The sequence below is a fragment of the Streptosporangium sp. NPDC023825 genome, assembly GCF_040639575.1.
Lineage (GTDB): Bacteria > Actinomycetota > Actinomycetes > Streptosporangiales > Streptosporangiaceae > Streptosporangium.
Genome location: NZ_JBFAAE010000081.1, coordinates 21,008 through 33,715 on the forward strand (window position 1 = coordinate 21,008; position 12,708 = coordinate 33,715).

Genomic DNA, 12,708 nt, shown 5'->3' on the forward strand with positions numbered 1-12,708 from the left:
TGCCGGGTGGCTGTCGGCAGGAGTGGAAGTGGCCTGTCGGCTGATTCGCGGGGGCGGAGTGGCGTGCGAGCCGTCCGTGCCGCCGTGCCGTACGGATCGGTCGAGCCGGTCGGGCCGGGGACGCGCGCCGCCTGCCGGGCAGGGCGCTTGAATCTCGTGGGTGACATGCCGGCTATCGACCTCTCGCGGTCACGTATTGGCCGAGGCTTATGCGACAAAAATAAAAGAAAGTCGGATTGCAGGGATGATGTCCGTTTTTATCTATTGATTAGATCTTGACTTTCCGTATGAACGTCGACAGCCTGTAAGGCTCTGCTTTTTCAGCTGATCAACATGAATTGGCGAGGTAACCTTGGCTCAGGCAACACCCCCCGATGTGCCTCTCTCGCGTCCCAGCGCCGCCCCGCCCCGGGCCCTGCCCGTCATCGTGCTCGCCGACGTCAGCGGCAGCATGACGCAGCTGCGCAAGCTCGAGACGCTCAACGAGTCCATCGCCACGATGATCCGGAGCTTCGCCGCCGAACGGCCCGTCCGGGGCGAGATCCAGGTCGGCGTCGTGGCCTTCGGCCGGCAGGGCGCGGTGCTGCACCAACCTCCTGTTCCCGCCGCCGACCTGGAGTGGAGCGATCTCCGAGCCGGCGGCCGCACCCCCCTCGGCGCCGCGCTCGACCTGCTCACGGAGCTGCTCGCCGATGAGAAGGTGATCCCGCGGAACGCGTTCATGCCGACGCTGATCCTCGTGTCCGACGGAAAACCGACCGACGAGTGGGAGGAGCCGCTTCGGAGGTTGCTCGCCTCGCCGCGCGGAGGCAAGGCGATCAGGCTGGCCGTCGGCATCGGCCAGGACATGGACGACGACGACTTCCAGGTGTTGCGCGCGTTCATCGCCGACCCGTCGATCGAACCGCAACGCGCTGACCAGGTGCATCTTCTGAGCCGCTACTTCTCCTGGCTCACCATGAGCGTCAGCCGGCAGGCACGCGTGGGCCGGCAGTCCTCCGCGGAGATCGATTTCGACGAACTCGACGAGTTCCTGGCATGAACGACGCCGGGCGTCCGGTCGTCCGCGACGAGCAGGGACGGCCGCTTCCGCTGCTGCGCCGGATCGGGGCGGGAGGGCAGGCCGAGGTGTGGGCCTCGGAGGGGAGGGTGGCGGTCAAGCTGATGCATGCCCGGACGCCCCGGGTCGCGCAGCGGCTGCGCAGCCGGATCGGTGTGATCAGGCGGCTCGATCTCGGCGGTGTGCCGATCGCCCGCCCGCTGGCCATGCTGGCCGCGCCGCACGTCGGGTACTCGATGGAACTCCTCGGCGACATGGTCGCGGTCGAGACGCTGGTGTCGGCGCCCCGCGACCGTGACCTGCTCGACTGGTACGCCGAAACGGGGGGACTGCGGCGCCGGCTCCGGCTGCTGAGCCGCGCCGCGGACGCCTTCGCCGCGCTGCACGCCAAGGGCGTCGTCTACGCCGACCCTTCCCCGGGCAACGTGATGGTCTCCGACACCTCGCGGCACGAGGAGGTCCGCCTGGTCGACGTCGACTTCGTGCGGTCGGAGTCCGTCGTGCCGGACACCGTCGCGACCCCGGGGTACGCGGCGCCCGAGGTGCTGGACGGACGGTCCGGGGTGACCGGTGCCACCGACGCCTACGCCTTCGCCGTGATCGCCTTCGAGGTCCTCACCCTGACGCATCCGTTCATCGGCGACGCCGTCCTGGAAGGCGACGAGAGAATTCTCGAACACGCCTACAGCGGAAAACTGCCGTGGATCGACCACCCGGACGACCCGTCGAACCGCACGCGGTACGGCCTGCCGCGCGGGCGGTTGCTGACGCCGAAGCTGGGCGAGCTCGCCCGCCGGGCGTTCCAGGACGGGCTGAGCGACGTCAGGGCGCGCCCCACGGTCGCCGAGTGGCGTACGGCGCTGCGCTCGGCCGCCGATCTGACCCTGGCCTGCGCCGGTTGCCCGCAGTCGGTCGACATGCGGGCGCCCGCCTGTCCCTGGTGCGGCCTCCAGGCCCCCGACCCCCTCGTCGCCGTGGTGGAATTCGTCCGCTCGGGGATGCCGAAGCCCGCGCCCGCCGGTGAGACGCTGGCGGTACCGCCGGGGGCATGGCTCCCGATCACCGGGCGCACCTCGCGCATGGACGGGGTGGAGTACGACACCACCCCGGTGGCATGGCTGTACTGGCAGCCGGGACACCGGCTGACGATCAGGAACCCGGGGCCGGTGCCTGTCTGGCTGACATCGGCGGTCGACCAGGACGAGGGCCTGGTCATCGAACCCTCGGACGAACTGGCCGTGCCCGCGGATCAGGCCGCGCCGCGCTGGATCATCCGGTTCGGCCCGCCGGGAAGCCCGCACCGGATGCTGCGGTTCGCCCGAGTACGACGATCGGCGGCCCGGTCGTGAAGCGGGCGCAGACGGCTCCGCTGCCGGGCGCCGAAGCCCTCGTCTGGCTCGACTGGCAGAGCGGTGACCGCCCGAGGCCCGGCGACGAGATAAGGCTGTGGTGGGCGCCGGACCGCCGGACCTTCGCCCGGACGCACGCCGCGGAGGCTCCGGTGGCGCCCACGCAGCGCGAGGACGGGGAGAAGCTGGAGTCGGTCAGACGCGGCGGAGCGCACTATGTCGCGATCGTTGTGGAGTCGCGCGAACTGACCAGGGGAAGGTCCCGGACGGCACGGCTCGGAGTGACGTTCTACCGGTACGACGCGGGCGGGACGCTGCCGGCGCAGGAGATCGCCGTCGACCACGACATCGCGAGGACGGTGGCCAGGTGGGAGGGTAGCCAGGCCTACGCGACGCAGACCGATCGGACGATCGGCTGGCTGAGAGAGTGCTTCCTGCTGCCCGCGGTGCCGCGCGCGCCGGCGGGCACGCCCGGACGTGTGATCATCTCGACGGCGGTCGGGGAGCACGGCGCGCCGACCGGCTACCGCCTCCACGGCAGGGGCTTCGTCGCCGACATCCGGACCAGGGACGGCCGCCTCCGCATGCAGCGGATCAGGCGTACCGCCAACGCCGACCTGGGCCGGCGGCTGCGGCTCGTCACCACGGGCGTCGACTTCGCGGACGTCTCCCATGTCGCCCAGATGCGCGCCGACATGGAGCGATGGATCGAACGGCTCACCGAGGGCAAGGGCCTCCTGGCGCTGTGGAACCAGTACAACCGGCTGGAGGCGCGCCATCTGCTGCGGCGGGTGGAGGAGACGGGGTACGTCACCTACCGGAGCTGGAGCCGGCTCGCGCGCGAGGTCTACCGGTTCGAGGTCGTCGCCACCGACGACCCCACGGGCCACCGGCGCTCCCTGCTGGAGCAGGCACGGCAGGCGCTCAAGGACGGCGACACCCTGGAACTGGAGGCGTCCAAGCGGTTGCCGCCCGTGCTGGCCAACCCCGGCACCGGCCCCGGCACCGACGAGGAGGCCGCCGAGGCCGATGACTGGGAGGTGGTCCAGCAGCGGCTTGAGAAGCATCTGTTCAGCGGCACCGTCGTCGCGGTGGACGTCGCCGACGGCACGATCGACATCAGGCGGACCGAGTTGCAGCGCCGCGGCCCGGCGGGAGTCGGTGGCGACGAGACCGTCCAGCCGGAACATGAGGGATTCCTGTTCCGCTCGTTCCGCGGCGACCGCAGGCAACTGGCCCGGCGCAGGACGGCGTACGAACGAATCCTGCGCGGAGGGACGAACATCCCCAACCTGCTCGCACTCCTTGAAGGCGAGCAGGTCGTGGCGAATCCCTCGGAGCGGATCGAGCCACGCTCCGAGGCGACCTGGGCCATCTTCGGCGGCACCCCGACCGAGCGCCAGCAGCAGGCGATCGACGTGGCGCTCAACACCCCGGACATCGCGATCATCCAGGGGCCGCCGGGCACCGGGAAGACGGAGGTCATATCGGCGATCCAGACCCGGCTGGCCGAGTCCGGCAGGTCGTACGCCCACGTGCGCGGCAGCATCCTGCTGACCAGCTTCCAGCACGCCGCCGTCGAGGAGATGGCGGAGCGGTCCATGGTCTTCGGGATCCCGGCCAACAAGATCGACCGAGCCGACCGGGGCGCGGCCGTGCTCCGCGACCGGCTGCGGGACACGGCGGCCGCGCACCTCCCCGAGCGACTGGGCGAGCCGGGCGAGGCGGTGCTGACGCTGCGCCGGCTCAGCGGCCTCGTCGCCGGCTACTGGCTCACGCCACCGGCTCCCGACGGCACCGTGGAACTGCTGGAGGAGGTGCACGAGCGGACCCGCGCGCACATCACCGTCGCGCTGGCCGAGCGCCTGCGGGCGGCCCGCGACGAGCTGCGGATCACCCTGGCGGCCGCACCGCCGGGCGGGTGGAACGGGCCGGTGGACGAGACCCACGAACTCGCGCTGATGGCCGTACGCGCCCTGCGTACGACGCCGGAGGCCTTCGCCGACGACGGCCCGCAGGCGGCGGCCAAGGCACTGCGCCGGCTACGCGCGATCACGACCGCGGACGGTGACGCGGACGGCGGTCCCCCCGCGGCGGATCTCACGCTTCTCGAACGGGTCGCGGACAGCGATCCCGATCACCCGCCGGTGCCGCAGGAGGACCTGGTCGCGCTGCGCGACCGCCTGATCGACCGCCTGCTGCCGCAGGCCGGGCCCGAGCCGGTGCGCGCCGCCGATCCGGCGGTCAACGACCTGCTCAACCAGGCCGTGGCGGAGATGGAGGAGTCTCTGCGCCGCACCCCCGACATGGGGGCGACGCTGGCCCTGGCCGACTACTACGAGGCCCTGCAGGGTGACCCGCTGGCCGTCGAGTGGACGCTGCGGGCCTACACCGCCTCGTACGCCACGACCTGCCAGCAGGCTGCCTCCCAGAAGGTGGTCGAGGCCAAGCAGGTGGACACCGACGAGGACGTCGTCTTCGACACCGTCGTCATCGACGAGGCGGCCCGCGCCAACCCCCTCGACCTGATGATCCCCATGGCGCTGGCGGCCCGCCGCATCGTTCTGGTCGGGGACCATCTCCAGCTCCCGCCCCTGCTGGAGCCCGACGTCGAACGGGCGCTCGTGCGGCAGGACGGGTCGACCCAGGAGGTGTTGCGGCAGAGCCTCTTCGAACGGCTGTTCCGCGCGCACGACAACAAGGGCTCGCCGGTCCGGCGGGTCGTCACCCTCAACGCGCAGTTCCGGATGCACAGCGTCCTGGGCGATTTCGTCAGCCGCAACTTCTACAGGAACACCCTGGGGTCTCCGCGCGGCACCGAGGGCTTCGCGCACGGCCTGCCGGAGTACGGCGAGGCGGTCGCCGTGTGGGCGGACGTCCCCGCCGACAGGGGCGGCGAGTTCCGGACCCGCAGCACCCATCGCCCCGCCGAGAGGGACTGGCTGGTGAAGCGGATTCCCGCCCTGCTCGAGGCCGCCCCGGACCTCAGGATCGGAGTCATGTCGTTCTACACCCGTCAGGTGCAGGAGATCGGCGACGCCCTGCAGCGCCTCGGCGTGGCCGCCCGCGACGACAAGGGGCACTACGAGGCGGCCGGACGGTATCGCCACGACAGCCGGGGCAGGCCGCTGAACCGGCTGCACATCGGCAGTGTCGACTCCTTCCAGGGCAAGCAGTTCGACATCGTCCTGCTCTCCGCCACCAGATCGGCGCCCCCCGGCGACGACACCCCGCCTGCGGATCCGGCGATGCACCGGCGCTGGGTGGGCCGCCGTTACGGCCACCTCACGTTGACCAACCGGCTCTGCGTGGCGATGAGCCGGCAGCGCCGGCTGCTGGTGGTGGTCGGTGACGCGGCCATGTTCGAGAAACCGCGCGCACCGGACGGGGTGGCGCCGCTCACCGACTTCCTGCTGCTGTGCCGTGAGGGAGGAGACCATGGCCGGTTTGTTTCGTAACCCCAGGTTCCTGTCGTTCATCGGCGACGGCCCGCTGATCCGCCAGGACAAGGACAGGCGGATCCATGTCACCGTCCCCGCCTGGGCCTACCGGGTCACCGCCCCTCTCGTCCCGCGTAGAGGTCTCGATCTCTTCCAGCGGGTCGTCCTCGGACTGTGCGAAACCGGCGTGCGCACCCCCCAGGGGGTGAGCGAGCTGACAGGGCTGCACGCGCGGCTGTGCGCGTACATCATCGACACCGCCAAGCGCGACGACCTGCTGGACCGCGGCGGCGAGCCCACCGAGCGGGGACGGGTGGCGCTGCGCACCGGCGCCGTCGACGAGGACACCGAGTGGGCGGTGCGCTACGTCTTCCACGACCCGGCGACCGGAGACCTGTGGCCGCGCACCGCCGAGCGGCTGCCGGACGTTTACGTCGTCCACCGGGAGGCCGACGACGTGGTCATGGATCTCGGGACGGCCGGGCGGCCCGCCAAGGTGCCGGCGCTACGTATGGGGGCCGACGGCGAACGTCCCGGAACGCCGCACCCGGAACAGATCATGGAAGTCGTGCGCCGCGACCGGATGGCCCGGATCAACGCCCGCTCCCAGGAGTTCGCGCGTAAACACCACCTGGCCGCACTCCAGGACATGGAGGAGGAGCAGACGGTCTACGGCGGCCGCGTCGCCACCGGAGAGCCGCTCGCCGAACTCGCCCGTGTCGCCCTCATCGGAGAACCGGAGCCGGTCGAGATCCTCGGCGTGATCGAGGCCGCCGGACCCGACCTGCCCGGCGAGGGCTGGGTCGCACACGACCCGTTCGGCGTCACCACCAACGCGATGTTCGGCCGGCTTGTCGAGCACTGGGCCACCAGCCGCCCGGAACTGGCGGAACGGCTGGACCGGCTGTTCAAGGCACAGGGAGAGGCGGTCGGCGCGGATCTGAAGGGTGCCACCAAGCGGGCCCGCGCGCAGGCCAAGGCGGAGCTGGTCATGGAGTTCGGCGCGAGGGTCCGCGAGGACGCCGGTGTGCTGGAGAAACTCGTCGACCTGCGGACCGCGTCCTACGACGGCGAGACCGATCAGGCGCTGCGCATGGCGGTGTGGGCGGCGTTCTCGCTTTTCGAGGAACTGTTCCACCGGCTGACGATCGCGTACCCGATGCCGGCGCACCACGCCGAGCCGCTCCGGAGGCGGGCGGCGGAGCGGCGGCGTCGCCGGCGTGACGGCCCCGATCCGCTGTGGACCGCGCCGGTGGCCAAGGAGACGATCAGGAAGGCCGCCGAACGGATCGGGGCCTTCGAGGTCCCCTACTCCGTGCTGAACACCGGGTCGGACACCCTCGGAGAGCTGGCCGGCGAACCGAGGCCACCGGACGGAACGAAGATCGGGGTGCTCATCGCGGCCACCCTGATCAGCGCGGAGGCGCGGGACGACCACCCGATGCGCCGCATGATCGCACACCGGAGCGACGTGCTCTTCGGTTACGACCAGCTGCGCCAGATGCGCAACGGCCAGCTGCACCGGCTCGGAAGGCAGTCCGTCGCCGAAGACCTGAAGTGGTGCAAGGAACTCGGGGAGCAGGCGGCCTCGGAGCTGTTGGAGCTCCCTCCCGTCTCGTGACCGGCACGCCGGCCGGGGGCACCCGGGAGGCACACATCGGCAGCACTCACGGGCCGCACAGCACCCGTACGGCTCGAAAGACTTCACGAAGGGGCACTGAATGGGCAAGGGCAGAGGGTCGAAGGCGCAGGCACAGCGCATGGGGACGGTGGCCGGCGGCAGGGCGAACACCACCCGCAGACCCGCCGGGCCGGTCAACCGGAGGGAACTGGCCGAAGCCCTGCCCAAGGCGACCGCCGAGGCGGCCGAAGCGGTGGGCGGTGCCGAGAACCTGCCGGAGCCGGCCGAACCGCCCGCCGGCGCCGACTACCTCGCCGTCGACAGGCTGTGGCGGCAGATCGACCAGGTCAAGAGGGCGTACGAGGCCGCCACCGGCCGGGCCGAGAACGCGCGACACGCGCTCGAGAAGGCCGAACGGGACCTTGAGGACGCGCGGCACGAACTGCGGGCAGCCGAGAAGGCGATCGGTGAACGCGGGTGCGAACTCGACGAACGGGAACGCGGCATCGCCGGCCGCGAGGCGGAGGGGGCCGCCAGGATCGCCAGGATGACCGAGGAACTGCGCCTGCGGCTGGTCGAGTGCGGTGAGCGCGAGGAACGCCTGGCCGAGCTCGAACTGCGGGCGGCGCGGCAGGAGGAGGAGGCTCGGAGCAGGGCCGGGGCCGCCGTCCGCGCCGCGCTGGCCGACGCCCGCGCCGAACTCGACAGGGAAGGTGCGCGACTCGACGAGAAGCGCGGCGAGCTGCGCGCCGAGGAACGGCGCCTGAAGATCGAGCGAGAGGACCTCGAGGATTCCAGGCAGCTCGTCGAGCAGCGGATCGAACGGTCCGCCGAGCAGCTCGCCGAGCAGGACCGGCTGAGGCTCCAGGCGCTGCAGCGACGACACGACGACATGGTCGCGGACTACAAGCTGCTGGAGCAGCGGCTGGCCGGTCATGAACGGCTGCGCCTGGCGCTCGGTGGCCGCGAGCCCGAGCACGTCGTCGCGGACCTTCAGCGGCTGCAGGAGGAGAACACCACCCTTCGCGGCCACCGGCCGCCCGCCGAGGTCAAGGCCGAGCTGAACCGGCTGCGCGAGGCCGAGCAGCGCTGGCAGGAGGACCACGCCTTCTTCATGCAGGAGAACTCCGGCCTGCAGCGGCAGCTCTCCGCGTACCAGATCACCGCGATGGAGCTGGAGCGGCAGGAGCTGGTCAAGCAGGCGCTGGCCGCCAACGTCGAGGCCTACAAGGACGAGGTCGCCCGGCTGAAGGAGAACGCCGAAGGGCTCAGGCGGAGCAAGGAGAGCGAGTCTCCCTTCCCCGCGTGCGCCGAGATGGACGCGCTCCACGCCGGGGAACGCGACGATCTGGTGGACGAGCTGCCGCCGATCGACGAGTTCGTCCACCGGCTGCGGCACGTCATCGCCCAGCAGGAGAGGCTGTTCTACGCGGAGTCCGACCTGCGGATCTTCCTCGCCGGGCTCGCCGCCACCCGCCTGCACCTGCTGCAGGGCGCCAGCGGCATCGGCAAGACGCAACTTCCGCTGGCGTTCGCCAAGGCCCTGCAGGCGCATGCCGAGACCGTGCCGGTCGGCGCCGACTGGCGCACACCGCAGGACCTGACCGGCTACTACAACGCCTTCGAACGAAGGTTCCACGAGTCGAAGTTCACCAAGGCGCTCTACCGGGCCAACTGCCCGGAGCACCGGTCCCAGCCGTTCCTCATCGTCCTCGACGAGATGAACCTGTCCCACCCCGAGCAGTACTTCAGCGATGTGCTGCACGTGCTCGAGCTCAGGTCGCGGACGGCCGGCGGGCAGATCGGGCTCGACCTGATGACGGCGAGGGTCGAGCCGGCGCCGCGCGGGCTGGTCGACGGGATCAGACTGCCCCTGCCGCGGAACGTCTGGTTCATCGGCACGGCCAATCAGGACGAGACCACGGTGGGCTTCGCGGAGAAGACGCTTGACCGGTCCAACGTCATCGAGCTGCCCGCGCAACCGGAACACTTCGAGTACGAGCGGACCGAGCCGTTCCCGCCGTTCTCGTTCAAAGCGCTGAACCGGGCCTTCGCCGTGGCACGGAAACGGCACGAGCGGTCCGCCCATCTGGTGCGCGCCCTCCTGGGCGGCGACCTGGGGGACCGGCTGCGGCGGGACTTCCGGATCTCCACCGGGCCGCGGGGCGTCAAGCAGCTCTCGTGGTTCGTCCCCGTGGTTGTCGACGCCGGGGGAACCGTCCGGGAGGCCGCGGACCACGCGCTGGCGATGAAGGTGCTGCGGAAGGTCCGCGGCCGTTACGAGTTCCGCAGCGACACCATCAGGGCCCTCCGCGACGACCTTCCGAAGTTCTGGGCCGAACTGCCCGCCGCGGAGGGCGACCCCGACCGCCCGGTCCGGGCCATCGAGCTGCTCAACGACGAGCTGCACCACCGAGGGGAGGCGTGACGCCATGCGGGTGAGGCTCTGGGACCGGCTCCTCGACCGCGAGGCCGACCCGCCGCCCTCGGGGCCGGTGCCGATCGGGCGATACGTTTTCGTCGGCGCCGAGCAGGGCGCGCCGGGCGGCGGGAGCGCCTCGGGCAGGCGCGGGCCTTCCGGCGGGCGAGGCATTTCCGGCCCGCGCGGTCCCTCCGGCGGGCGCGACCTGTCCCTGGCGGGCCGTCGCGTCCGGTCCGGCGATCATCTCGTCGCGATCGGCGACTGGACGCTGTGGGACGAGGACCGGCGGCAGGCCACGCACGGTGCCTGCGACCCGTGCGCGCTGCCCGACGAGGTGACCGAACACGCCGTCCTCGGCGTGGCGGCCGGACTCGAGCGGCTCGGCGCCGAACCGGCCGATCGGTGGCTGCGGGAAAGCCCGCTGCTCGGCGACACCGAGATCGGGCCACGGCTGCGGCGGCGCAGGATGGACGACGAGATCGGCGAGCATCTCGACGCGCTGCGCGCGGTGTGCCACGACCCTGCCGACCGGCTGCGGGTCGTGAACCGGCTGGTGCCGGTGGGCCTGGCACGGCGGATCACGCCCGCGACGATCACCCGGCTGGCGGGGCACAGCGAGGACTGGAACCGGCTGCGGCCGGACGGCGTCGAGCCGAAAGTGGTTCTCGCGTCCTCGCGTGAGCAGAACCTGGACTTCTACGAGAACCGCGTCGCCGCCCGGCTGGTCGACCACCTCTGGGGTGACGTCGTGGCACGGCTGAACGCCGTGGCGCGCATCGACGAGATGTTCAGCGACCTTGACCGCTACGTCGCGGACGCCGTCGACCGGCCGTGGCGGCAGCAGGGCAAGCTGTTCGACCTGATCGAGGGGGTCGTGGCGAACGAGACGTGGAAGGACCTGGCCGCGGGGAGACGCAAGGAGCTCGGCGCGGTCAGGGACGCCCTCGTCGCGCTGCGCGGTGGCGGCGTCCTGCCGGGAGTCAACCGGCAGGCCGAGATCGGGACCGCGCTTCGGGCCACGAACCTCTTCGTCAACGAGGGACGCTATCGCCGGGTGCGCGACCTGTGGCAGGCGTGGGTGAACGACCGTACCGGGAGGGACCGGGAGGACGCCCCCTCGGCCCGGATCCAGGACTGGTGCCGGGGGTTCACCGTCTACACCGGTCTGCTGCTCCTCCACGCGCTCGACCACCTCGGCCTGCTCGGCGGGCCGGGCGGATCAGGTGAGCCCGCGGGGACGGGGGGAGCGTCGCCGTTCACCCGCGGCGGACCGCCGATCCGGCTGGGCGCCGGGGACGTCGCGGCCACGGGCGCGGCTGTGACCCTCGCGTGGCTGCCCACGGAGGTTTTCGAGCTCGCCGTCGGAGGGCGGCCGGTGCTCCGCGTCCTGGCTCTCCCGCACGCCCTCACCGGTCATGGCCGGACGTCGGCCACCCGGGACGAGACGGAGCGGCTGATAACCGAGAAACCCGGGATCCCCACCCTGATCGTCTACCCGGGTACGCTCGAGGAGCGGCGGGCGCTGCCGGAACGGCTACGCCTGGAGGTCTTCTCCGGCTGCGACGCGCCTGTGCCCTGGAGGCGCGGCGGCGTGGGGCTGCTGCCGGTCTCGCCGATGGAGATCGACAGTGTGGTCAGGCTCGCCCGGAGCCTGTACAGCGTTCTCGCCCGGGAGCGGCACCGCGACCACCCGCTCTCCGTACGGTGCCGCGAGGCGTACGCGCGGGAGGTCGGCGACGGCGCGGACTGGCTTCGGGTCGAGCAGGCCGGACTCCTCGTCACACGGCCCCCCGCGCCCGGCGAACTGGCCGCCGCCCGCGCGAGGCTGCAGTCGCTGAGGGCCCGGGTCGCCGGTCGCCCGGACGGCGCCGGAGAGGCGGAACTCCTGGACCGGGTGGCGGACGAGCTGACCGCGGCCGCCGAGACCCTCGCCGAGTACACGAGGTGCCCGGTCTGCCTGCAGCGGAGGACGGATCCCTGGCGGGCGTACCGGTCCAGGAGGGACGGCACCTACTCATGCGAGTGCCCGCAGGGCCACGCCCGCTGGGAACTGCGGCGGTGCGCGTCGTGCACCCGGCCCTATCCCGTCATCAGTGCCGAGCCTGTGCCCGAGGGCGTCGAATTCGACGGTGACGGCGTCGACCGGCTGCTCGGCAGCCACATCGTCTCGATGCCCTGCAGGCTGCGTCCCTCCATCTTCCTCTGCCCGTCGTGCGGCACCTGCGGAGTGGCCTTCGCCGGGAAAGGAGACGGGTGCCGAAGGTGCTGCCCCGAAGGGCGGGAGGTCGCGACCGACCGGGCGGCGGAATCCTGATCACGTGCACGGGCGATGTCCGCGGCCGCCCGGTTCCTCGAACCCGGGAAGTGATTTACCGCTGCACTTTCCTATAAATGTGCAAAACGTTTTTATTTACCGCTAAAACGACCATCATTGCTGGTGGAAGGCGAGCCGGCGTCAAGGGCAATCGCATGTATGTCGTATAACGAGTGCGGCTTCGTCGATCGGTAAGGTCGGAAGGAGTGGTGCATCGCTGGAAATGCGCCTCGACGGGGCAGTTTTACAAGAAAAGGAAAACATCATGATGGAGGCCGTTCGACCTCGTGTGGCGCCGCGAAACACCGTTCGTTCCCGGACGGCGGGGGTCCTCGTGGCCGTGGTCGCTCTGGCGGCCGTCGCCGCGACCCCCGCGGCCGCGAGCGCGGCCCCGGTGGCCCTGGTGAGCGCGGGCGCGGTGGCTCTTACCCCGGCGGGCGCGGCGGCGCCGGCGCCGGTGCCGCTCGGCGCGGCCGCGGACTTCGTGGTCCTGGGCCGCGAC

Annotated in this window: 6 protein-coding genes; all 6 read left to right on the top strand. The window is 71.5% G+C overall.

Translation table 11 applies throughout. From position 1 onward, the window contains the following. Positions 1-376: 376 nt before the first annotated feature. The 6 genes from AB0G15_RS39485 to AB0G15_RS39510 all read left to right on the top strand — a co-directional run bounded on the left by AB0G15_RS39485 (position 377) and on the right by AB0G15_RS39510 (position 12,206). The gene (locus AB0G15_RS39485; RefSeq protein ID WP_362850417.1) at positions 377-1,042 is read left to right on the top strand and encodes a VWA domain-containing protein; all 666 of its coding nucleotides are present in this window, start codon (positions 377-379) and stop codon (positions 1,040-1,042) included. Further along, positions 1,039-2,409, top strand: a complete 1,371-nt coding sequence (locus AB0G15_RS39490) for a hypothetical protein (protein ID WP_362850419.1) — start codon at positions 1,039-1,041, stop codon at positions 2,407-2,409. Before AB0G15_RS39485 ends, AB0G15_RS39490 begins: the two co-directional genes overlap by 4 nt. After that, a complete protein-coding gene (locus AB0G15_RS39495; RefSeq protein ID WP_362850421.1) occupies positions 2,406-5,867 on the top strand; it encodes an AAA domain-containing protein in 3,462 nt (1,153 codons plus the stop codon). The genes AB0G15_RS39490 and AB0G15_RS39495 overlap by 4 nt, the downstream gene beginning before the upstream one ends. Continuing rightward, the gene (locus tag AB0G15_RS39500) at positions 5,848-7,470 is read left to right on the top strand and encodes a hypothetical protein (protein ID WP_362850422.1); all 1,623 of its coding nucleotides are present in this window, start codon (positions 5,848-5,850) and stop codon (positions 7,468-7,470) included. Before AB0G15_RS39495 ends, AB0G15_RS39500 begins: the two co-directional genes overlap by 20 nt. Positions 7,471-7,570: 100 nt before the next feature. Continuing rightward, entirely contained in the window at positions 7,571-9,898 is a 2,328-nt protein-coding gene (locus tag AB0G15_RS39505) for an AAA family ATPase (protein ID WP_362850424.1), read from the top strand. Between the two features lie 4 nt (positions 9,899-9,902). Further along, positions 9,903-12,206, top strand: coding sequence for a hypothetical protein (locus AB0G15_RS39510; protein WP_362850425.1), 2,304 nt, complete (start codon positions 9,903-9,905; stop codon positions 12,204-12,206). Positions 12,207-12,708 lie beyond the last annotated feature (502 nt).

Coding starts and splice junctions, on each gene's coding strand:
- AB0G15_RS39490 (WP_362850419.1), top strand. CDS start 1,039: ATGAACGACGCCGGGCGTCCGGTCGTCCGCGACGAGCAGGGACGGCCG.
- AB0G15_RS39500 (WP_362850422.1), top strand. CDS start 5,848: ATGGCCGGTTTGTTTCGTAACCCCAGGTTCCTGTCGTTCATCGGCGAC.
- AB0G15_RS39505 (WP_362850424.1), top strand. CDS start 7,571: ATGGGCAAGGGCAGAGGGTCGAAGGCGCAGGCACAGCGCATGGGGACG.
- AB0G15_RS39510 (WP_362850425.1), top strand. CDS start 9,903: ATGCGGGTGAGGCTCTGGGACCGGCTCCTCGACCGCGAGGCCGACCCG.